Source organism: Myxococcus sp. AB025B, from assembly GCF_006518215.1.
Taxonomy (GTDB): Bacteria; Myxococcota; Myxococcia; order Myxococcales; family Myxococcaceae; genus Myxococcus; species Myxococcus fulvus.
Genome location: NZ_SRLW01000169.1, coordinates 1 through 21,443, shown reverse-complemented (window position 1 = coordinate 21,443; position 21,443 = coordinate 1). Strand labels below are relative to the sequence as shown.

The 21,443-nt window shown below is 69.2% G+C and carries 22 protein-coding genes, 1 tRNA gene and 1 pseudogene; 10 read left to right on the top strand and 14 right to left on the bottom strand.

The features are described from left to right. Positions 1 to 238: 238 nt before the first annotated feature. On the bottom strand, positions 239 to 514 hold the full coding sequence (locus FL311_RS25815) for a helix-turn-helix domain-containing protein (protein ID WP_228557076.1): 276 nt from the start codon (positions 512 to 514) through the stop codon (positions 239 to 241). 248 nt (positions 515 to 762) lie between these two features. Here FL311_RS25815 and FL311_RS25810 point away from each other — a divergent pair, with 248 nt between their 5' ends. The 6 genes from FL311_RS25810 (at position 763) to FL311_RS25785 (ending at position 6,903) form a co-directional block, all read left to right on the top strand. Next, entirely contained in the window at positions 763 to 1,170 is a 408-nt protein-coding gene (locus FL311_RS25810; protein WP_141328948.1) for a (deoxy)nucleoside triphosphate pyrophosphohydrolase, read from the top strand. Positions 1,171 to 1,207: 37 nt separating this feature from the next. Further along, complete coding sequence (locus tag FL311_RS25805) at positions 1,208 to 2,104, top strand: hypothetical protein (protein WP_141328952.1); 897 nt, start codon at positions 1,208 to 1,210, stop codon at positions 2,102 to 2,104. Positions 2,105 to 2,253: 149 nt separating this feature from the next. Continuing rightward, the gene (gene ftsH, locus FL311_RS25800) at positions 2,254 to 4,299 is read left to right on the top strand and encodes an ATP-dependent zinc metalloprotease FtsH (protein ID WP_223785584.1); all 2,046 of its coding nucleotides are present in this window, start codon (positions 2,254 to 2,256) and stop codon (positions 4,297 to 4,299) included. Positions 4,300 to 4,407: 108 nt separating this feature from the next. Continuing rightward, entirely contained in the window at positions 4,408 to 4,650 is a 243-nt protein-coding gene (locus FL311_RS25795) for an RNA polymerase sigma factor region1.1 domain-containing protein (protein WP_046714502.1), read from the top strand. A gap of 98 nt (positions 4,651 to 4,748) precedes the next feature. Beyond that, entirely contained in the window at positions 4,749 to 5,384 is a 636-nt protein-coding gene (locus tag FL311_RS25790) for a nucleotide exchange factor GrpE (protein WP_141328944.1), read from the top strand. Between the two features lie 61 nt (positions 5,385 to 5,445). After that, positions 5,446 to 6,903, top strand: a complete 1,458-nt coding sequence (locus FL311_RS25785; protein ID WP_141328950.1) for a trypsin-like peptidase domain-containing protein — start codon at positions 5,446 to 5,448, stop codon at positions 6,901 to 6,903. 22 nt (positions 6,904 to 6,925) lie between these two features. On the opposite strand, the gene FL311_RS25780 is transcribed toward FL311_RS25785, so the two are convergent. Continuing rightward, positions 6,926 to 7,564, bottom strand: coding sequence for a DUF6066 family protein (locus tag FL311_RS25780; RefSeq protein WP_141328942.1), 639 nt, complete (start codon positions 7,562 to 7,564; stop codon positions 6,926 to 6,928). A gap of 113 nt (positions 7,565 to 7,677) precedes the next feature. On the opposite strand from FL311_RS25780, the pseudogene FL311_RS25775 reads away from it, so the two are divergent. Then, positions 7,678 to 8,093: pseudogene (locus tag FL311_RS25775) on the top strand (PilZ domain-containing protein). Between the two features lie 157 nt (positions 8,094 to 8,250). Here the strand turns inward: FL311_RS25775 and FL311_RS25770 are convergent. Then, positions 8,251 to 9,801 (bottom strand): Glu/Leu/Phe/Val dehydrogenase, encoded by a 1,551-nt coding sequence (locus FL311_RS25770; protein ID WP_141328940.1) that lies wholly within the window; start codon positions 9,799 to 9,801, stop codon positions 8,251 to 8,253. 313 nt (positions 9,802 to 10,114) lie between these two features. Here FL311_RS25770 and FL311_RS25765 point away from each other — a divergent pair. Together FL311_RS25765 and FL311_RS25760 are read left to right on the top strand one after the other, a co-directional pair. Beyond that, positions 10,115 to 10,186 (top strand) — tRNA-Thr (locus FL311_RS25765). Positions 10,187 to 10,818: 632 nt separating this feature from the next. After that, on the top strand, positions 10,819 to 11,400 hold the full coding sequence (locus tag FL311_RS25760; RefSeq protein WP_141328939.1) for a hypothetical protein: 582 nt from the start codon (positions 10,819 to 10,821) through the stop codon (positions 11,398 to 11,400). Between the two features lie 75 nt (positions 11,401 to 11,475). On the opposite strand, the gene FL311_RS25755 is transcribed toward FL311_RS25760, so the two are convergent. The 5 genes from FL311_RS25755 to FL311_RS25735 form a co-directional block, all read right to left on the bottom strand. Then, positions 11,476 to 11,799 carry a hypothetical protein gene (locus tag FL311_RS25755; RefSeq protein ID WP_141328937.1) on the bottom strand — a complete coding sequence of 108 codons (324 nt, stop codon included), beginning with the start codon at positions 11,797 to 11,799 and terminating at the stop codon, positions 11,476 to 11,478. 132 nt (positions 11,800 to 11,931) lie between these two features. Next, on the bottom strand, positions 11,932 to 12,255 hold the full coding sequence (locus FL311_RS25750) for a hypothetical protein (protein WP_141328936.1): 324 nt from the start codon (positions 12,253 to 12,255) through the stop codon (positions 11,932 to 11,934). Positions 12,256 to 12,373: 118 nt separating this feature from the next. Then, on the bottom strand, positions 12,374 to 12,697 hold the full coding sequence (locus tag FL311_RS25745; protein WP_141328934.1) for a hypothetical protein: 324 nt from the start codon (positions 12,695 to 12,697) through the stop codon (positions 12,374 to 12,376). Between the two features lie 43 nt (positions 12,698 to 12,740). Then, positions 12,741 to 13,880 carry a hypothetical protein gene (locus tag FL311_RS25740; RefSeq protein ID WP_141328932.1) on the bottom strand — a complete coding sequence of 380 codons (1,140 nt, stop codon included), beginning with the start codon at positions 13,878 to 13,880 and terminating at the stop codon, positions 12,741 to 12,743. Between the two features lie 52 nt (positions 13,881 to 13,932). Further along, positions 13,933 to 14,838 carry a hypothetical protein gene (locus FL311_RS25735; RefSeq protein ID WP_141328930.1) on the bottom strand — a complete coding sequence of 302 codons (906 nt, stop codon included), beginning with the start codon at positions 14,836 to 14,838 and terminating at the stop codon, positions 13,933 to 13,935. A gap of 119 nt (positions 14,839 to 14,957) precedes the next feature. On the opposite strand from FL311_RS25735, the gene FL311_RS25730 reads away from it, so the two are divergent. Then, entirely contained in the window at positions 14,958 to 15,884 is a 927-nt protein-coding gene (locus FL311_RS25730; protein ID WP_141328928.1) for a type VI immunity family protein, read from the top strand. Between the two features lie 7 nt (positions 15,885 to 15,891). On the opposite strand, the gene FL311_RS25725 is transcribed toward FL311_RS25730, so the two are convergent. The 6 genes from FL311_RS25725 to FL311_RS44215 all read right to left on the bottom strand — a co-directional run. Beyond that, positions 15,892 to 16,995, bottom strand: a complete 1,104-nt coding sequence (locus tag FL311_RS25725) for a hypothetical protein (protein ID WP_141328926.1) — start codon at positions 16,993 to 16,995, stop codon at positions 15,892 to 15,894. After that, positions 16,992 to 18,023: a DUF2169 domain-containing protein gene (locus tag FL311_RS25720; RefSeq protein ID WP_141328924.1), complete on the bottom strand. Its 1,032-nt coding sequence runs from the start codon at positions 18,021 to 18,023 to the stop codon at positions 16,992 to 16,994. Before FL311_RS25720 ends, FL311_RS25725 begins: the two co-directional genes overlap by 4 nt. Before the next feature lie 6 nt (positions 18,024 to 18,029). Further along, positions 18,030 to 20,018 carry a hypothetical protein gene (locus FL311_RS25715; protein WP_141328922.1) on the bottom strand — a complete coding sequence of 663 codons (1,989 nt, stop codon included), beginning with the start codon at positions 20,016 to 20,018 and terminating at the stop codon, positions 18,030 to 18,032. Between the two features lie 10 nt (positions 20,019 to 20,028). After that, positions 20,029 to 20,406 carry a PAAR-like domain-containing protein gene (locus FL311_RS25710; protein ID WP_046714488.1) on the bottom strand — a complete coding sequence of 126 codons (378 nt, stop codon included), beginning with the start codon at positions 20,404 to 20,406 and terminating at the stop codon, positions 20,029 to 20,031. Positions 20,407 to 20,417: 11 nt separating this feature from the next. Next, the gene (locus tag FL311_RS25705; protein ID WP_141328920.1) at positions 20,418 to 20,921 is read right to left on the bottom strand and encodes a hypothetical protein; all 504 of its coding nucleotides are present in this window, start codon (positions 20,919 to 20,921) and stop codon (positions 20,418 to 20,420) included. A 10-nt stretch (positions 20,922 to 20,931) separates the two neighbouring features. After that, a partial coding sequence (locus FL311_RS44215) for a hypothetical protein (RefSeq protein WP_305036170.1) occupies positions 20,932 to 21,443 on the bottom strand: 512 nt, incomplete at its 5' end.

Here is a 21,443-nt window from a genome sequence, read left to right as displayed (position 1 = left end):
GTCCCGCCTGTCATCGCCGTGTGGTGGAGCACTGTCCCCTCCACCACACGGCGATGACAGGCGGGACAGCGCATCGATGGCGGCGAGGGGGAGAGAGAGTCCGACGTGCGAGCGGGCCCGTCGAAGCATCGCCTCTCGGCGGCATGGACGGAAGTCCTCCCCTCGACACGCCCCGTCCATCCGTCAGGCGCCGGGTGGGGCCATCAGCCCTCGTCCCGGAACGCTTCCGGATGCATCCTCAGTCACTCATCTCCGGCAGCTCCTCCGGCAGATTGTCCGGATCCAACCGGAGGATGATGCACAGCCGTACCAGGGTGGAGATGGTGGGCACCATCACCCCGCGTTCCACTCGGGAAAGAACCTCCACGGGCATCTCCAGGCGCTCGGCGACTTCCTCCATGCCGAACCCCTTCGCCTGGCGGGCGGCCTTCAGTGCCGCCCCGAGCACCTCGGCCCTTTCCGCGCGACTCGTCTTCATGAATGCGAGCATGACGCCATCCGGCCCGCTCGTCATCCAATTCACCACATGCTTTGTCGCCGACGCCCGGCCTCCAACACTGACGTGGGGCTGGAGTCGGAGCCGGGGAGGCCTCGGCCGGCGGGGTGCCCGGCGCAGGGTGGAGTGCCACCCTGGAGGAGGGCTGGGCGCCGGCCTGGGGCGTGCCTAGGCTGCCTGAAAGGGGGCTGTGGCATTGGCGCCGGGCGAGGGCTGTGTTAGGCCGCCCCTCCCTCGTTGGCCTGCCCAGGAGTCAGGAGAAGCGAATGGCCCGTCGCCACGTCCGCGTCGTCGGTGCGATGCTCGAGAACGAGCAGGGACGCTACCTCATCACCCAGCGCCCCCCCACCGCGTCGCTCCCCCTGCTGTGGGAGTTCCCCGGCGGACGGGTGGAAGAGGGGGAGAGCGACCCCGAGGCGCTCATCCGGGAGATCCACGAGGAGATGGGGGTGGCCGTGGAGGTGCTCGACCAGGCCATGCACACCCGCCACGAGTATCCCACCTACGACATCGACTTCCGGGTGTTCCGCTGCCGTCTGGCCGAGGCCGAGCACCACATCCGCCACCTGCGCGTGCATGACCACCGCTGGGTGACGCTGGAGGAGATGTCGCAGTACCGCTTCCCCGACGCGGACGCCAAGACGCTGGCGAAGCTGTTGGACCTGGACTCCTGACGTGTGGCCCCGCTGGACCTGGGCCCTCCTCGTGGGGATGGGGCTCGTCGGTTGCTCGAGTCCCAAGCCCCTGCCGCCCGACTCGGGCGTCGAGGACGCCGGCTCCCAGCCCCCGGCGACGGGCCTGCCCGGGTGCACCTGGTACGGCGTGCCGCTGCGCACCGGTGAGGTGCCCTCCGAGCTGCCGGAGCTGTCCGGCCTGGCCGCCAGCCGCCGCTTCCCCGGCGTCTTCTGGGCCCACAACGACTCCGGCAACGACTTCGAGCTGTTCGCCATCGACGAGACCGGCCGCGTGCGGGCCCGGCTGAAGCTCACCGGCGCCCAGCCCCGGGATCTGGAGGACGTGGCGGTGGGGCCGTGCTCACCCGGGGAGATGCGCACGTGTGTCTTCCTGGCGGACACGGGCGACAACTTCGAGATTCGCGACCAGGTGCGCCTGTACCGGCTGCCGGAGCCGGACGCGCTCGGCGACGCGACGGTGGCCGTGGAGGTGCTGGCCTTCACCTATCCGGACGGTGCCCATGACGTGGAGGCGCTGGTGGCGGACGCGCGCTCGGGGCGGCTCATGGTCCTCACCAAGACGCGGCGCTCGCTGGGGGAGGTCTTCGCGCTGGACGGCCTGAAGCCCGGCGCCGCCATCCAGGCGACGAAGCTGGGCACGCTGGAGGCGCCGGGGGGCGTGGACCGCGCGACGACGGGCGCGTCGCTGCAGGCCTCCGGACAGCGGATGCTGATTCGCACCTACTCGCGCGTGTGGGAGCTGCGCCAGCCGGGGGCGGAGGATTTCGAGTCGCTCTTGAAGGGCTCGCTCGTCGAGGTGCCGGGCGCGCCCCAGGCGCAGGCCGAGGCGGTGTCGTACCTGTCGGATGGCGAGGGGTATCTGCTGGGGACGGAGTTCACCGGTCAACCGTTGTGGCGCGTCGGGTGTCGCTGATCTCGCGACTCGGGTGCGTCCGGGGTGCAGGGAGACCGTCCAGCGGGTTGACGCTCTGGCGCCGGTGAACATCTTTGCCCGGCTGAGGGTGACGCCATCCGGGCACGGGGCCCGAATGAGCGGGGAGGGGGAGGGCGAGCGTGCCGACGATGAAGCCACAGGAGCTCCCGCCGGGTGTGGGCCCGCGGGGAAAGAAGTCCGACAAGCCAGGGACGCCGGGCAAGGGGTTCAAGTTCGGCTCACCGCTGGGCTACATCCTGCTGCTCGTCCTGGGCTTCCTTCTCTTCCGGAACGTGTTCCAGGACGCGGGCGTCCGCCGGGTGAGCTACAGCCAGTTCCGGGACGCGGTGGAGTCCGGCAACTTCAGCCGGGTCCAGATCTCCAACGAGTGGGTGAAGGGCTTCCTCAAGGACACCGCCCAGCCGCCTCCGCCGGCGCAGGGTGAGCGTCCGCTGCGAGGCGAGCCCAGCGCGTTGCCGTGGATGGCCTACCGCGTCCAGGGGGACGAGTCGCTGGTGCCGCTGCTCGAGCAGAAGGGCGTCCAGTTCGAGGCGGTGCCGCAGTCCGGGTTGGGCGAGGCCCTCTGGATATGGCTGCTGCCGCTGGGGCTGTTCTTCCTCTTCTGGAGCTTCATGATGCGCCGGGTGGCCGGCGGCATCGGCCAGGGTCCGCAGAGCGTCATGAGCTTCGGGAAGACGCGCGCCAAGGTGCAGGCGGAGGCCGACACCGGCGTGGGCTTCAAGGACGTGGCGGGCGTGGACGAGGCGGTGGACGAGCTGCGCGAAATCGTCGAGTTCCTCAAGACGCCGGAGAAGTTCCGCCGCCTGGGGGGCCGCATCCCCAAGGGGGTGCTGCTGGTGGGCCCACCGGGCACGGGCAAGACGCTCTTGGCGCGCGCGGTGGCGGGCGAGGCGGGCGTGCCGTTCTTCAGCCTGTCTGGCTCGGAGTTCGTGGAGATGTTCGTCGGCGTGGGCGCGGCCCGCGTGCGCGACCTGTTCGCCCAGGCCACGGCCAAGGCGCCCTGCATCATCTTCATCGACGAGCTGGACGCCATTGGCAAGAGCCGCAACTCGGGCGTGGCCGGCGGCCATGACGAGCGCGAGCAGACGCTCAACCAGCTATTGGCGGAGATGGACGGCTTCGACAGCCGCGCGGGCCTCATCATCCTGGCGGCGACCAACCGCCCGGAGATTCTCGACAGCGCGCTGATGCGGCCGGGCCGCTTCGACCGGCAGGTGCTGGTGGACCGTCCGGACAAGCGCGGTCGCGAGCGGGTGCTGGAGATCCACGCCCGCGGCGTGAAGCTGGGCCCGGACGTGGACCTGAAGACCATCGCCTCGCGCACGCCGGGCTTCGCGGGCGCGGACCTGGCCAACGTGGTGAACGAGGCGGCGCTGCTGGCGGCCCGACGCAACCGCGACGCGGTGATGCGGGCGGACTTCGAGGAGGCCATCGAGCGCGTCGTCGCGGGCCTGGAGAAGAAGAACCGCCGGATGAACGAGCGCGAGAAGGAGATCGTCGCGCACCACGAGGCGGGCCACGCGGTGGTGGGGTGGATGCTGCCGCACGCCGAGCGGGTGACGAAGGTCTCCATCATCCCGCGCGGGCTCGCGGCGCTGGGCTACACCATGTCGCTGCCCCTGGAGGACCGCTACCTCATGTCGCTGGACGAGCTGCGCGACAAGATGGCGGGGATGATGGGGGGCCGCGCCGCGGAGGAGATCTTCATCGGCGAGGTGTCCACCGGCGCGTCCAACGACATCCGGCAGGCCACCGAGGTCGCGAAGATGATGGTGCGCGACTACGGCATGAGCACGCTGGGGCCCGTCGCGCTCAGCGCGGACCACGGCCCCAACTTCCTGCGCTCCGCGGGCCTGCCCGAGTCGCGGACGTACTCCGAGCAGACGGCGCGGATGATCGACGAGGAGGTGCGCAAGCTCGTCAGCGAGGCGCTGGACCGGGCCCGGGAGGTGCTCAGCAAGCACCGGGACAAGGTGCAGGCGCTGGCGGCGCGGCTGCTCGCGGTGGAGGTGGTGGAGGAGGACACGATGGTGACCATCCTCGGCCCCAAGGTGCTGGCGCAGCGGGGGCTGTTGCACCCCGAGGCCCGCCAGGTCATCTCCGCCCACCCGGTGGGCAGCAACGAGGAGCCACCTCCGCCGACGCAGCACGCCGACAAGCCCCTGGACTCGTAGCCGACGTCCGGGCGCCTGCTCTCCGGCCTGGCCCACGCCCCCCGCCACCGCGCATTCCTGCGGTGTCCGGGGGGCGAAATTATCTTGAGACCTAAAGGAGGCGTCGCCGTGGAGAACAGGATCGGCAAGAGCTACATGGCCCGGAAGGCCCTCTTCGCGAAGGGGCTCAAGGAGGGGCGGCTCACGGTTCAGGAGATAGAGGAGGCGCTGCCGGCGGGGACGTTGACGGCGGCGGAGCGCTGGCTCCTCTACTACTCGCTGCGGGCCGCCCAGGTGGAGATCATCGACGAGGTGACGGGACAGGTCGACCATGGGTTCATGGCCGAGTCCCCCGCCGCCCAGGAGCACTAGCTCCGCTCGTTGACACGCACTCGCGCGCGGTTAGGTTGCGCCCGTTGACGCCTACCCGCGCGTGAAGCGCCTTCCTCCACCTCGACTTCAGGTTCGACATGTCCGGTCCCTCGCACTCCGACCCCTCCCAGGAATCCCAGCACGCCCAGTCCGCCAACGGCGGAGGTCCGCCGGGCCCGGAGGCCGGTGCGGCGGGCGAGGCCGAGGCCAGGACGCCCGCCGATGACGTGGTCTCCGAGGCGGCCGACGCGGAGAAGGAGCGGCTGCGCGCCGACCTGGAGTCCTCCCGGCGCCGGGTGGACGAGCTGGCGCGCGCCTACCAGGCGGTGAACAAGGACCGCGAGGAGTTCAAGCAGCGGCTCACCCGCGAGCGCGAGCGGATGATGGACGTGGAGCGCGGCAACGTGGCCGTGGCGCTCCTGGAGGCCATCGACGAGCTGGACCGGGCGCTCTCCATGAGCGGCCAGGACCACTCGCCCCTGGCGCAGGGCGTGCGGATGATCCGCGACTCGCTCTTGAGCAAGGCCCAGGGCATGGGCATCGAGCGCATCAGCGTGACGGGGCAGCCGTTCGACCCCAACGTGGCCGAGGCCACGGACATGGAGATCACCACCTCGCCCGACGAGGACCAGAAGGTGGTGGCGGAGATTCGCGCGGGCTACCGGCTCAAGGAGCGCGTCATCCGCCCGGCCCGGGTGAAGGTGGCCAAGTACGTGGCGCCCGCCCAGGCCTGAGGACGTCCCCACCGGAAAACGAGGAAGACGGCGGCGGGGTGGGTTGTTCCCGTCGCTCGTCATGCGCCGCCGTATAAGCTGCCACCTCGTGGCTTCCCGACTGCTCTTCGTCCTGTTGTCCGTGGCCGTGCTCCCCCTGACGGCGTCCGCCGAGGAGGGGCCGGTGGGGCCCTGGCTGCAGGCGCGCATGCGAGAGCACGCCGCCTGGTTCTCGTACCAGGGCTCGGGTGAGGCCCGCCCCGGCGGCGCGCTGGGCCTGTGGCGCGAGCGTCCCGCGGGGGAGACGGGCCTGCCCGCCTTCGTGCCGCCCACGTCGCTGGCGCCGTTGATCCGCGCGGTGGAGGCGGGCGTCGTCAACATCACCACGGTGAGCCCCCGGGACAGTGGCCTTGCCGGGATGAAGCGCTCGACGGGCTCGGGCTTCGTGCTGACGCCCGACGGGCTGGTCGTCACCAACAGCCACGTGGTGTCGGGGGCGAGCAAGATCGCCGTGCGCCTGTCGGACGGCCGAGAGTTCTCCGCCGAGGTGGTGGGCCGCGACGCGTCCACGGACGTGGCGCTGCTGAGGCTCAGCGGCTCGGAGATGGGGGACCTGCCCGCGCTCTACCTGGGGGACTCGGACCGGCTGGAGGTGGGGGACTGGGTGGTGGCCATCGGCAACCCGTTCGGCCTGGACCACTCGGTGTCGCACGGGATGATTTCGGCCAAGGAGCGCGTGCTGGGCGTGGGCCAGTTCGACGACTTCATCCAGACCGACGCGCTCATCAACCCGGGCAACTCCGGCGGGCCGCTCTTCAACATGAAGGGCGAGGTGGTGGGGGTGAACACGGCCATCATCAGCCAGGGGCAGGGCATCGGCTTCGCGGTGCCCATCAACCTGGTGAAGGACCTGCTGCCGAACCTGCGGGAGAACGGGAAGCTGACGCGCGGCTGGCTGGGCGTCATCGTCAACGACGACCGGGAGAGCGCCGAGCGCCGGGCCCCGCTGGTGAAGGACGTCTACCAGGGCAGCCCCGCGGCCGCGGCCGGCATCCGCTCCGGGGACCGGCTGGTGGCGGTGAACGGGCGCACCATCGGCTCGTACCTGCAGCTGCTCCGGAAGGTGGCGCTGCTGGCGCCCGGGACGGAGGCGAAGCTGACGCTGCTGCGCCAGGGGACGACGCAGGAGGTGGCGGTGCGGCTGGTGGAGCGCCCCGCGCAGGAGGCCGCCGAGGGGCTGGTCCAGCGTGTGACGAGCGACGAGGACCTGGGGCTGACGCTGCGGGATTTGACGCCCGAGGTGGCCGCGCCGCTCAACCAGGTGGCCTGGGACGGGGCGCTGGTGTCCGCGGTGTCGCCCAGGAGCCCCGCGGAGGCGGCGGGGCTGCGCATGGGCGACGTGGTGACGGAGGTCAACCGCAAGCGGGTGAAGGACGCGGCCGGGGTGCGCGCGGCCCTCTCCAAGGGGAGCTCCGGGGCCAGCATCCTCCTTCGGGTGAAGCGAGGGGACTCCCAGCAGTACCTGGCCATCGCCCGGTGAGGGAGCCCCCGAGGACGTCCGCCTAGCGGCTGGCGTTGGCGTCCTTGCCGTTGAGCCACAGGCCCAGCGGGTGGCCCGTGCGGCCCTCGGTGAGGATGAGCCCGTCGATGCGGGCCGTCACGCCGTGGTTCTTCCCGCCGCCCTTCTTCGGCAGGGACCACACGGCCTGCGGCGTGAAGACGACCTGGGCGCGCACCTGCCGCATGGAGAACATGCGCGAGAAGAGCGAGCCGTTCCACCCCTCCGGCAGCGTGCCCGTGACGGTGAGGAAGGGCAGCACCGGGTTGCCGTTGCCGTCCTGCTTCTTCGGCGCCCCGTGGGTGAGCGCGTAGCGGCCGCCCGGGAAGAACGGGGTGATGTTGATGGTGTACTCCCCGGCGCCCGGGTTGTACGGCCCCGGCGACAGCATGGTCGCGTCGTCCTCGCCGATGATCATGTACAGCCGCTTGCCCTGGTACTTCTTGCGGAAGGCCTCGGCGTCCGCCTTGCACTTCGGGTCCACCAGCGCCCCTTCACACGCGCCGATGTACTTCTCGAGGAAGGCCCCCAGCCCCCCCAGCGGCTCGGCTTCGTCGCGCAGCTTGGCGAAGCGCGAGTCCACGTCGGCCAGGGCCAGGGTGGGCAGGAGGAGGGCGACGGCGGCGACCAGAAAGCGGCTCAAGACGAGGGGCTCCGGGGTACGGGGGGAATCCGGATGGTGCCATGTCCCCGCGCAACAGGGAGCAGCCTTCTCGTAGGTGTGTGGGGGTGGATGTAGGTGAATAAATTGCCTACATGTGGCTACCATGTAGGGTGTGCCTGTCACCACCTGTTGCCGGGAGGCACCCCCAGTGTTCGAGCGTCCGCAAGAGCGCCGCAGTCACCTGCGCTTCGACAAGGTCTTCACCGTCTACCTCACCACCCAGGACGGGATGATGAGGGGGGTGGGGCGCAACATCAGCGCGCGAGGCATGTTCGTGGAGGTCCGCGACGCGGTGGGGCTGGGGGAGAAGCTGAAGGTGACGTTCGCGGGCGAGGACGGCACGGAGATGACGTGCCTGTGCGAGGTGCGCTACCAGGTGGCGCTGGCGTTCGGCCGCAAGGACGGGCGCGAGGGCTCCAGCCGCGGGGTGGGGCTGCGAATCGTGGCGTACGAGACGCACGACGACGCGCCGCTGCTCCTGGTGGACCGCGAGCGGGTGATGCACTGAAGTGCTCGTGGCCGCCTGGCTGAGCGGCCCGGTGGCCCGACGACGCTCCCGGGACAGGGGGCCGCCTGGGGCCGCCACAGCGGGCGCCACGACGTGACAAGGGCACGGTCCTCACGAGGAGAACCGTGCCCTTGGCGCTTTCAGGAGGCGAGAGGGCCTACTGCGAGAAGCCCTCGAGCAGGTAATGGGCCTCGATGCGCTTGAGCGCGAGGATCATCGCGGCGCAGCGGCTGTCCACGGTCTCGCCGACGCAGTACTGGCGGCTGTCGTGCATGTCCGTCTTGCGCGGCTGGTTGCGGGAGATGTCGCGGATGATGCGGTAGTTGCGCTTCATCGCGCGCTCCAGGCGCTGGTCGACCTCGGCCTCGCTCCAGCGCTCCATGCGCTTGTTCTGGATCCACTCGTAGTAGCTCACCGTCACGCCGCCGGCGTTGGCGATGATGTCCGGGATGAGCTCGATGCCGCGCTTCTGCAGGACGCGGTCGGCCTCCGGGGTGGTGGGGCCGTTGGCGCCCTCGGCGATGAGCTTGACCTTGAGGCGCTCGGCGATGTCCGCCGTGATCTCTCCACCCAGGGCGGCGGGGACGAGGATGTCCGCCTGGACATCCCACAGGTCCTTCTTCTCGATGCGCTGGGCGCCCGGGAAGCCGAGCACGCTGCGCTTGAGGTTCTTGGGGTCCTGCACGTAGGCGGTGAGCGCCTGCACGTCGATGCCGTCACCGTTGTAGATGGTGCCGTCCGCGTCGTTGACCGCCAGCAGGCGCGCGCCCATGCCGCCCAGGATGTTGGCGGCGTGGCTGCCCACGTTGCCGAAGCCCTGGATGACGAAGGTCTTGCCCTTCACGCTCTCGCCACGGTCCGCGTAGTAGTCCTCGATGCAGAACGCGACGCCCTGGCCGGTGGCCTTGCCGCGGCCCTCGGAGCCGCCGATGCGCACGTCCTTGCCCGTGACGATGCCGCGCAGGTTGTGGCGCTCGCGCTCACCGTCGGAGAACTGGCGGTACAGGAGCGCCATGATCTCCGGGTTGGTGCCCACGTCCGGGGCCGGGATGTCGATGTTGGGCCCGATGAGGCTCTTGAGCCGGTACATGAAGCGCAGGGTGATCGCCTCCAGCTCCTCGCGGCCGTACTCGCGCGGGTCGATCTGGATGCCGCCCTTGCCGCCGCCGAAGGGGACCTCGGCGATGGCCGTCTTCCAGGTCATCTCCGCGGCCAGGGCCTTGAAGAGGTCCAGGGACACCTCGCGGTGGTAGCGCAGGCCGCCCTTGTAGGGACCACGGGCCTGGTTGTGCTGGACGCGGTAGGCCTTGAAGCGCTGGGACTCGCCGGGGACCAGCTGGTAGACCTTGCCGTCCGGCAGGCGCAGGTGGCCCTGGCGGATGGCCACGTCGGAGCCCAAGAGGGCGCGGCCGTTGAGGATGATGCTGCCGTTGGCCAGGGCCTCCAGGCCCTCCTTGTTGCGCACCTGCGTCTCCGGCAGGTCCGCGAACTGCTTGGCGCGCTCCGGGATGAGCGGCACGAGGCGATCCTTCAGCTTCGCCGTCACATAGAAGATGTGCTCGTAGTCGGGCTCCTCGAGCTCCAGCCGGACGCGCTTGTCCAGCTTGATGAGGTCGGCGGCCCGATGGAAGATCTCCATCGCCTCGGTGTAGACGGTGCGCTTCGGCGTCGGCGCCGGAGCGCGCATGAAGTTCTCTTCGCTGGCCATGTCGAAAACGGCTCCTTGTGGTCCCAGCCACGCTCGGGCCGGGGACGCGGGGATAGCGGCGCCCTTATGTGCATATGCGCCAACCGAGTTCAACCGCCGTGGCGCCACGCTTCCTCCCGAAAAACCGGAGCGATGACGGGGACTTATGGCAACGCGCTGTGTCACCGACGGCGGATGCACCGTGTCATGGATGTCACGGTGGGGTGGGGTTGTTCGTTGGGGAACGAAGCACCTGGGCCGGATTGAAAACGGGAGGGCCTTCATTTCGGCTTGCCCTACCCGGAACGCCATGGTACTTCCCGCGCCGCCTTGCGCCGACATAGCTCAGCGGTAGAGCAACTGATTCGTAATCAGTAGGTCCCCAGTTCAAGCCTGGGTGTCGGCTAGAGAGTAGAGAAGGGCCGGCTGCGAAAGCAGCCGGCCCTTTTTCTTTTCGGCGTGCAGCTCGCTGGCGGCTGGCCTCCCGTGCTTGCTTCGTTGCCCTGGAGGCGGGCTTGGGCTCGGGGCTCCGGGATGGGGGGCTCCGGGCCTCCGTGCCTGCCCAGGTCCGTTGTGTCCGGAAGCCGCCGCGCGGCGCTCCACTCCTCCAGGTCTCTTCGAAGCGGGGGCGAGCCCGACGCGCTCGCGGACGTGGCGGCCGGAGCGGGAGTGGGCCGCGCCAGGGCGTCGCATCCGACGTGGGGTTCCAGGCTCGAAGCCTGGTTCCGCGTAACCCCACTGGGAGCTTCGGGTGTGTGTCTTTGATGGGTCGTCTGGATTTTTCCACGGCTCTCGATGTCTGACTTGATGAGTGTCCGCGAGCGGACGAATCCACGGTTCTCGAATGACACCTGGGTGCGTCGCTGACCCATCCGTGGCGTTTTTCCAGGCCCTGGCAATGGCAGACAAGTGCTGGCTGAAATCCTCCGTTTTGACTGGAAATGCGTGTTTTCCTTGTTGTGATTTGCAATAAAAGGGGGGCCGATGTTAGGAAGGTTGCGGCTCAGGCCAACACCAGACAACACAGGAGGAGTACCCATGACGAGGAACGTGAAGCGTTTCCTGGCCGTCTCCCTGCTGTCCCTCGCGCCGTCCGTCGCCGCCGCCGAGCAGTTCGACTTTGGTGGGCTGGAGTTCTTCCGGGGTGAGTACGTCACCGCGGTGAAGACGGAGACCTTCGAGCTGAAGGCGCGTCACGCCGAGGGTGGCGCGTCGCTCCTGGCGAACCCTCTGCAGACCTTCGCCGTGGGCAACTGGACGGGCGTCAATGTCAGCTTCGGGGGCACGCTTTCCGGCGTCCGCCTGGCCATTCCCCCTCCGAACCCGCTCGGCCCCGTCGCGAAGCCGTCGGTCAACGGCGTCTTCCAGGTGGAAGTTGCCCCGGCCAGCTCGGTGACGCAGACGTACTACTACACGACGAACCCGGCGGACCCGACCGGTGCCGCGAAGACCTGCCTCTGGCAGTTGGCGGTGACGTACAACGCCGGCACCGCGACCTGCTCGGCCACCATCGGCCAGGCCGCCTACGGCACGCAGGGCGTCCTCTGCTACCTGGACAATGCGCAGTCGTGGATCAACCCGACCACGTGTGACGCGCAGGTCGTCTCCGCCATGGAGTGAGCCGGGCTTCCTTCCGCGGGTGGCGCGCTCGTCGCCACCCGCGGTGGGGTTCGTTGCTCGGGGTGGAGTAGGGGCTCAGTAGTCCCAGGCGTTGAGCCGGATGGCGCTCTCGAACTGGGAGACCTCCGGATGAGTCTCCTTCAATGCATCCATGATCTGTTGGACCCACTGCTGGAGTTCGGGGCTGTTCTTCCGGACCTTCGCCCCATAGATGAAGACGTACTCGATGGTCCCCGACGAGTTCATGTCTGGCATGGCCCTGTAGAGTGATAACCTCAGGACTCCGTCGTCGTTCTCGTCCGCCTCGTCCGAGGGCGTGAAGTAATGATGCTTGGCGAGGTAGTCATTGATGAAGGACATCGCGGTGGTGGCGACGGTATTGATGTTCGCGGAGTTCATTTGAAGAGACCTCATGAGCCTGCTTTCACGGCGCTTGGGACTGCTCTGTCCGCCGTGCCCAGAGTGCGTGGTAGGCCCGCTTCAGGCTTTCTTCTCGATTGCATGGACTGACCGGCCCAGCAGCGCGCTTGCTCAATAGTCCGATGAATTCAGCTCGATGACGCTCTGGTACTGGGAAACCTCCGGATGGGTCTCCTTGAGCGCGACCATGATCTGCTCCAGCCACTGCTGGAGTTCGGGATCATCCTTCTCGACCTTCGACCCGTAGATGAAGGTGTACACGATGGTTCCCGGTGACGTCTGGTCCGGCATGGCTCTGTAGAGCGAGAGTCGCAGAGCGCCGGGATCCGATGAGTCAACCTCCTCATCAGGCGTGAAGTTCCCATGTTGGGTGAGGTAGTCGTCGATGAAGGACGTGGCGGTATCTGCGACGGTATCGATTCTCGTGGGGCTCATTCGAGGAAAGTTCCGAATGTGGCTTCCTGTAGGCCCTCCGTCGGCGGCTATGGCGATCTGGGGTCTGCAGGCGATGTAGGCCGCGTGATGGGGCTCGCGGCCCGCATTGAATGGGCCTTCAGTAGTCCCAGGCGTCGAGTTCGATGGTGCTCTTGAACTGAGAGACCTCGGGATGAGCCTCCTTCAGCGCGGCCATGATCTGCTCGACCCACTGCTGGAGCTCGGGACCGTCCTTCTCGACCTTCGACCCATAGACAAAGGTGTACACGATGGTTCCGGGCGAGGTCTGGTCCGGCATGGCTCTGTAGAGCGAGAGCCGCAGGGAGCCGTCGTCGTTCTCGTCCAGTTCATCAGATGGGGTGAAGTACTGGCGCTGGACGAGGTAGTTGCTGATGAAGGATGTGGCTGTCTCGGCGACGGAATCGATTTTCGTGGGGCTCATTCGAGGGGACCTTTGAAAACAGGTTGAGATAGAGGGATGACGCTCAGCGCGCACTGCCCTTGGTTCGCGGAGGCCCTGCTCCAGGGTCGCCGCGCAGGCGCGAGGCCTGTTCAGCCCGGCAGCGCCCCCTCCGGAAGGTATTGGCTGCTCGCCGCGCCCTGGTGACTTCCGCCTTGGCCGCATCCTCTCCGGGCGTTCCCCGTGCGGCTTCTCGGTTGGCGGTGGCATTGTGGACGTTCTGGTCCAGATGAGCCTGGTACTGGTCCTGGCGAGAAGGCGGTGGCGGCGAACCCGTGAATGAGGCGGGAACGGTGCTGTCCCGCTCATGTTTGGCCATGTCATCCGCCATCTTCTGCTTCATCTGTGCTTCGGCCTTCTTACGCCAGTTGTTGATGCACTTGGCGGCGGACTTCCCATCAACGACGTCGGCCGGAGGACAGGTTGGGGACTTCACTGAGCCCAGGCCCGCGCCCGCGGCGCCTCCTGGCCCTCCCGAGGCGCTGGCCGAGCCTCCTGCTCCCGTCCCACTCGCCCCTGCAAGTCCTGGAGGTTGTTGGTTCGCCTCGCGTTCGGAGGTACGCCACCGCTGCCGGTGTTCCCTCACGTACTGGTTGACGCGTTCGTCTTCATCCGCGTGTCGTTGGCGCTGGCTGTAGTCTGTCTCCGGCCGACCTGTCTCGGAGTTCTCGTAGCGCCGCCGTTGGGTGTCCGCGTTCTCCCGGCGGGTATGACGTCCGTGCTCCATGTTCTCGGAGGCCATGCCTTGCTGGGGAACAGCGGGTGCGCGATTCGACTCATAGCCGTCGATGACGTTCCGGCAGGGGTCTCCGCGCGCATCATTGCCCATGTCATCCGAACCGCTCTCCCGGAAGTTGGAGTCACGGACAAGATGGCCTGACTGGCAACTGGCGAGATAGCGGTCACCAGCCGTGGGCCGCTCCAGCGGAGTCCCGTCCTTCATCCCCGCGGCATGCTCCGCGGCAGTCGCCGTGTCCCAACGGTTGCATTTGGCCCGTGCCTCCTTGTTGAGCTTGGCGACGTGGTCATACGAGCCGAACCAGTCCGGGTTCAGCTTGGCCTGGATGAGCAGTTGCTGGCACTGCCGGGAGAAGAAGCTGCTGCCACCGCCCTCAAGGTAGTTGACGGGTGTGTGCGGTGGTGGCGTGGGCGCGCTGGCTGTCATGTCGGGTCCCCCTCGAACGGACGGCTTCGCTGACCTTCGTGAATCGAGTCTCTCACCACTTGCGTGGAATGTCCTGGACGCAGGCGACGAAGTCCGCGAGCGGAATGGTCCGGAACTCCTTCGCGTCCTCGGTGTCGACCAACCCCTCCGACGTGGCCATCACCAGCCGCTTCCGGGTGTCCAGGCTCAGGGGCTTCACGGGCGCCTCCACCTCCTCGAGCTGATTGCCGCGCAGCGTGAAGAGCCCATACGTCCCACCCGCCACCCAGACCTGCTCCCGGTACTTCGCCACGCTCATCAACATCCCCGGGGACTCCGCCACCTCCGACCAACCATAGACGCTGCCCTCGTGCACCCCCGCGTCGCTGCACGCATACATCTCATCCTCGCTGACGACATGCACAGCCGTCATCACCGCCTCCGTGAAGGACGGCGCCGGATGCCACCGCGCCCCATCCCAGCGCGCGATGAGCCCCTCCCCACCCACCGCGTAGACCAGGTCCGGCGCCAGCCCATGCACCGCGAAGACCTCGCCAGGGCAGGGAAGCTCATGCCATTGCCTGCCATCCCAGCGGTAGAACGACTCCTTGCGCTGCTGTGAATGCGGCCCCCACGCCAGCACGAACCGGTCATCCAGTCCCCAGATGCCAGACACGACGCACGGCAGCTCGTGGAACTCCCACGCCGGACGCGAGGGATTCTCCGAGCGGTTGATGTGCACCCCTCCACGACGGAAGCTGCCCTCGGCCACGTAGACCGTGCCCGACGGCGAGCGCCAGAGCGACGTGAGCCACCCCACCTGACCCAGCAGCGTGTAGACGCGCCCGTCCACCACCTGGCCCACCCACGACTCCGCGTGGTCCTCCATCCAGTCCTTGCCATCCCACCGGTCCGCCAGGAAATGGCAATCCCAGGCCGACTCGCCGCTGGCCCGGCGGAATGCGTGTGCGAGCTTCATGATGTGGGGTCCTCGGGTGCGGGGCGCCTCGCGGCGGCGGGAAGCTCGCCTGGGTCTCTTGAAGCCACGGTCTCGTGATAGTCGTACATCGCTCGGGGTGTTGCCAGGAGGCGGTGACGATGTCGAAGCTGCGTGGACCGGGGGGCGACGTGCTCGCGGAGAACCCGGAGGTGACGCTGACCCGATATGCCCTCGGGCTGACGCTGTACCTGGATGAGCCCTACGTCTGGGCCACCGAGGGCGCCGCGGCCCTGCTCCGGCGCTTCCTCCAACTGGCTCCCGCCGAGCGACTCACCTGGTACACCACCTCCACGCTTCCGGAGTGGCACCGCTTCACGCCTCGGGTCGCCGACGACGTGCTCGCCTCCCTCTCCGTCTCCTGGGCCGATGTCCGCGTCAGGCACCTGTTCACGTTCCGCCTGGTGGATGACCTCGGAGCGCCAGGGCTCGGCTTCATCTACCGGGAGCTGGACGCGGCACGGGGCCGTCGAGGCTTCCTCCAGGTGCTGCTGCCGGAGACCCTGGACCCGAAGCAGCTGCTTCAATTGGCCAAGGAGGTTGGCGAGCGCTGGCCCCTGCTCTGCGGCGTGGGCGGCTACGTGGGCACCTGGAACGAGTGGGTCAAGTCCACCGCGTTCTGGAGTCTGTACCGCTCCAGCCAGCGCTACCTCGGGCTCGACATCCAGGACCCGGATGCCATGTCCTGGTGCGTGGGCGAAGGGCTGCCCGGGAGCAACTGGCTCACACTCGTGGGTGACGGCCTCGCCGGGAAGCTCGCGCTGGACGTCGCCGCGCTCAAGGCCCGTGCCTGGACGTCCGAGGTCCACGTGCACACGCTGAAGGGGACCACGCTCATCCAGGCGGGCGCGGCCCCGACGCTCGGTGACGTCAACGCGCTCGAGTACCCCTCCGCCTACGCCGAGGTGGCGCGTGTCCTGGAACCCCACTTCGTCAAGAAGCCCACCGAGTTCTGGGGTGGCTTCCAGGAGGAGCAGAAGACAGGGGCCTGGCTGCGCCGCTTCGTCTTCCCGGAGGACCTGCGCTGAGCCCATCTCACGGCTCCCGTGAGAGCAGGACCACGCCGCGCGCGCCGCCCGCGCTCGAGCCCGTCAGCAGGCAGGTGGCCGCGCCCGGGTCACCTCGCAGCATGCCCTCCACCGCGACGGCCAGCCCCGTCGGCATCGCCGCGGCGCCGAGGTCTCCCAGGCACTCCGACAGGTACTCGAGCGTGGCCTCCGGGGGCATCACGTCGTGGGCCACCCGAGGCCAGGCCAGCTTGAACTCGTGCACGCGCAGCTCCTCCGCCGTCATGTCGGAGAGCCACCAGTCCAGCGTGCGTCGCTCTTCACGGAGCCGCTCGGACACCACGCGGCCCGCGCGTGTCAGCGCCGCCGCCATGCAGGGCATGTCGTTGTCCTGGGTGGCCAGCTCGACGTCGGTGGCCACGGTGTCGAGCCGCGCGAGCACCGGCCACTTCGTCCGCTTCGCCACGTCCGTCCGGGTCAGCGCGCAGAAGGCCGCGCCCTCTCCTCCGACGAAGGTGTCCAGGTTCTCCCCATCGAAGATGCGCTGCTGGTCGATGAGCGTCTGGACCACCTCCGGGTCGTAGTACGTGTCCACGCCTCCGACGAGCGCGAGGTCCACCTTGCGGCCTCGCAGCGCCTCGCCCGCCTCGATGAGCGCGAAGGCCAGCGAGGCATGCCCCCGCGGCACGACGTGGACCACGGGCCGGACGTCTCGCTCCTCCAGGAGCCGCACCAGCGCCTTCTCCACCTGGCGTCGCTGCGTGGCGAAGCCCTCCTGCGTCCGCTCCCCCATCCGCTCGGGAAGACAGAGCACCAGGGCCACGGTCGCGTTCGGTGGCAGCTCCTCCAGGTTCGTCAGCAGCTGCGTCAACGTCCGGGTGGCGATGGGCACCAGCCGCTCGGCGCCCGAGTCCCGGGTGGGCAGCGTCCGGATGGGCGCCATCGTCACGCGCTTCCCGTTGGGCGCGCGGAAGGGCGTCTCCGCGTATGCGGACAGCTCCGCGCGGCGGAAGGCCCACGTCTGGTACGGCGCGAAGGCCAGCCCGTTCCACGTGGACGTCCCTACGATGACGGGCGCGGAGCCCCACCGTCCGCCGTAGTGCGCCGAGTCCAGGCGTTTAGAGGAGCTCATCGCAGGACCTCCTTCTCGTGCACCTGGATGTAGTGCAGGCGGCGCGCGGGGCGCGGCATGGGCACCACGGTGCGCCACGTCAGCTCCAGCGTCTCCTCGTCCGAGGGTCGCAGCAGCACCGTGTCGAGGACCGGGCGGTGCTCCTTCTCCCCCTGGTCCGTCCGCGCCGTCACCGCGAAGTGCAGGCGGGGGAGCGCGAAGTGATACGAGCCGCCCGCGGAGAGGTTGAGCAGCTTCACCATCTCGCCCCCCTTCAAGTACTCGGGGCAGATGAGCTCGGGCGTCGCGCACTGGTTGTGGCGCTCGTCGAAGTCCAGCGGCTGCAGCGGCATGCGCTCCTTCATCCACTTCTCGTCCGCGGTCCCCGCGTAGCGACGACGGGGCTCCCAGTGTCTGCCGATGGCGCCCACGCCGGCGGGCGCGGGCCGCGTCCTGGCGGAGGAGATGAGGTCGCGTGGATCCTCGATCTGCGGTGCAAGCTGGTTCACCAGCATGTCCGAGTCCCGCGCGACGCCGCGCCCCAGGGGGTTGCGTGCCTCCTCCACGGGCGGCTTGTTGGCGTCACTCGCGTCGAAGCCCCCATACGCGAGCTCCCACTTCAGGGGCACGCTGGTGAAGGGCTGCGGCGGTCCCAGCGCCAGCCCGAGCGCGCCCCGGTACCAGACCCGCGTGCCGAACACGCGCAGGCTCTTGGCGACGGGGCCCACCTCGATGTGGACGTCCAGTTGTTTGACGGCCTGGCCACCCTTGCTCATGGCGTTGCCCACCACCACCACATCCGTGGAGGGCTTGCGGATGCACACGTCCGCGGGGAGCTGGATGCTGCTGGCCTCGGGCGCCTTCTTGTCCCAGGGCTCGTCGGCGTGGCGGACCTGGGCGCCACCGACGCGTGTCACCCGCGCGCTGCCCGGGGCGATGGAGAAGAGCTCCTTGATGAGGACCACCATCAGGATGCCTCCGTCCATCCCCAACTGGGGAACGAGGGCCACCGTGGATGAGGTGCCGTTGAGCAGCTCGGGCGTGTTCACGTCACGTCACCTCGCATACCGCGTCGTCCATCCATCCGACGGGCTCCGCCGGCTGCCCGACTCCACATGAACCCTCCAGGCCTCGAGCTGCGCGAGCTGCCGGACGACGAAGTCCGCGCGGTCCAACGGAACGGCTCCGCCCGTGCGCACCGCCAGCTCCACGTGCACCCACCGGCGCACCGCGGGCAGTGACTCCGGAGCCTCCAGCTCCCAAAGGGAGACCTTCGGACTCCACGCATGCCCGAAGCGGTAGCGCGTGCCCTTCCTGGCATGGCGGCCATGCTTCGCCCACCAGTCCGCCCACACGATGGCCCGGTCCGTGAGGTCGAGCACGGGCGTGGGCGGCGTGAAGGGCCGCTGGAAGGGCAGGGCGTCCCGCGTGTACTCGGGGCTCGGGACGTCCTCCGTCAGGGACGCGCCTGTCATCCGTTGCAGCGCGTCCAGCGCCGCGACCTTCGTGTCGGGCGCGTCCATCGCCAGGTGCTCGAGCAGCACCTCCATGAACGACAGGTCCCCGAACCACCCCAGGGCCCGCAGCACCGCGGGCACGTCACCCGAGTCCAGCGCGGCGCGCAGGTCGTCGGCTCCGGACGCGTCCGCGGACACCGCCAGGAAGAGAGCCGCGTCCGCGAAGGCGCCCTGACCCTTCAGCACCAACGCGCGCGCTCGCTCCAGGCCCTGCTCGCTTCTTCGCAGCAGGGCGCTCTCCAGCGCGGCGCGGACGACCTCCTCGTCCTCGTGGCGCAGCGCCTGCTCGAGCGCGCGGTGCGGCAGGGGACCCTGGGTGGCCCCGAGCGCCTGGCTCGCGGCTCGAATCACCTCCAGCTCCGGGTCCTCCAGTCCGCGCTCCACGTCGGACACGGAGAGCGCGCCGCGCCGCGCGAGGACGCGCAGGCCCGCGGCCCTCCGCGCCGGCAGCTCCGCGTCCAGCCACGGGCGCACCGCCCGCTCGATGCCGGGATGTGGCGCGAGCGAGAGCGCGTCCGTCACCGCCTCGGCCATCCTCGGCTCGCTCAGCTCCACGGTCCGGATGATGCGCAGGGCCTGGTCGAGCGCGTCGTCCCCGGCGAGCGAGCCGAAGAGGAACACGTTGGCCCAGGTGAGCTCGGGGTCCGGCTCGGGACGCTCCTCCAGCAGCTTCACCAGTCGCGGCAGGATGGGAGGGCCACAGGCGACGATGGCGTCCACGCGGCGCACCAGCCGTTGCTCGGTGCGCTCGCTGTTCGACCAGGGCGTGAGGGGCCGGGCCCGACGCATCAGCCCGAACATCCCCAGCTCCTCCAGGCAGGTGCGCGCATGGCCGAAGAGCACGTCCTCCTCGGCCTTCGGGTGGCCGAAGTGGAGGGGCAGGGCCTGCGCGTCCGTCGCCGCGACCCTCGCTTCGTCCTCCTCCGGCGCGGCGTCCTCGTCGTTGTCTTCTTCGGCCTCGAACGCCGCCAGCCGTGCGTGCGCCTTGGCGAGCAGCGCGTCGAGCTGCGCGAGCGTCGTCACGGGCGGAGGCGCCGCGGGTGGGGCAGGGGGCGGCGCTTCCGGCTCGGGCAGCTCCGGCAGGGGGACGGCCGGCAGGAGGACCTCGCGCACCGGCTCGAGCAGCCGGGGCTCGCGGAGGCTCGCGCGCAGGGGCTCGGCGCGGACCTTGGGCGGCAGCGGGCGCGTGTCGGCGCCCGTGGAGAAGGGCTCACCCAGGGCGCCGATGGCCGCCTTCATGGCCTGCTGGAGCAGCGCCAGCTCCGCGAGTCCGCCCGGGTCCTCCGTGGGGACCTGCGTGAGCAGCCGCGCCGCCGCGTGGAGGTTCGTCGCCATGGCGCGGATGCGCTCGCGCCGGATGTTGAACTGCGCGCGCGCCGCGTGGGCCTCGTAGGCCTCACGCAGAGCCAGCGCGAGCTGCTCCTCGGCCTGCCGGACGGGCAGCGCCGGGTCTGTCACCGCCCTCAAGCCGAGCAACGCCTCATCGAGCAACGCCTGGACTGTCTGGATGCCCATCCGCTCCGTCACGCCCACGCCCCTACCGGGAGTCCCCGAAGCCCACGTTCCCCGTCACGCAGACGGGCTTGCCCTCGAAGTGCACGGTGACGGCGGGGACGGGCAGCCCCCACGCCACGCCGCGGTTGACGCCCGCGACGGTGATGTCCTTGGTGAGCGCGACGCCGGGCTCGTTGCCCTTCATGTTCCCCGTCTTGCAGAACGAGCTGTGGACGTGCTTGCTCTCGATCTCGATGTTGCTGCACTTGACGCTCAGCGAGCCCGAGTCCCCGGTGATGGGGTAGGGCATGGGCAGCGGACTGGGCGCCGCGGGCGTGTGGCACATGTTGGGCGCCATGGGCACCACGGTGTGCTTGCTCTTCTCTCCGACGACCGTCATTCCAAGCGCGGTGACGCTCATGGCGCGGGCTCCTAGTTCAGCTTGATGAGGGTGGCCAGGACCTTGGCCACCTCGCGTGCACGGGTGATGACCCGGTCGGCGTACAGCTCGACCTCGGTCGCGGTGACTTGGAGGAACGCGCCGGGGACGCGCAGCAGCGCCTTCTCGTCCGCCGTCACGGAGAAGCTGCGCACGCGCGCGTTGACCGCTCCCTGTCGGTCCAGGTGCAGCGCGCGCTGCGTGGTGAGCAGGCCCGCGATGAGCGGCGTCTGGTCGGAGGCATCCACGATGACCCTCGCGCCCGAGGCGAGCGCTTCGTCGAGGAGCGCGGGGTCCACCGCGGGGTCCACCTGGAGCAGGTGCTCCGTGGCGCCGATGCGCACGCGCCACCCCGCGCCCTCCCTCGCCACCAGTCGCCCCAGGCTCATCGGAGGCAGGGCGGCCGCGGGCGCCGGTGCCAGCCTCACCTGACGCGGAGACTCCTCGGAGGTCTCGGCCTCTTCACGTGCCACGCTCTTGAGTGCCTGCATGCTCATGTCCTTCTCCTCATCCCGGCATGATGGCGGGAGGGTGCATCTTGATTTCGGAGGTGCCTTCGATGGTGACGCCCAGCGCGCCCTTGATGGCCACGCCGCTGGAATCGATGACGACCTCGGAGGCTCCACACGTCAGGGTGATCTTCCCGGACGCCTCGAGCTTGAGATTGGCGGCGGTCACCACGCCCGAGGCGCCCGCGGTGATGGAGTGGCCTCCGGTGATGTCCTGGGTCTGGCTGGCCACGTTGATGGCCACGGCCCCCTTCGCATCGATGGCGAGCGCCTTGGCCACCTTCACCATGTACGCGCCCACGGTCTCGAGCTTCGCGATACCCACCTGCTCGTTCTTGCCGCCGTTGATCAACTCGATACGGGCAGCGCCGATCGCCTCCGTCGAGTCTCCGCCGACCGCGAACGAGACTCCCGTCACCGCGTTGATGACCGCCAGCGCGCCGATCTTCTCGGTGACGGAGCCCTCGACCGTGGTGCCCCACGTACCGGGGCCGCCGCCACCTCCACCAC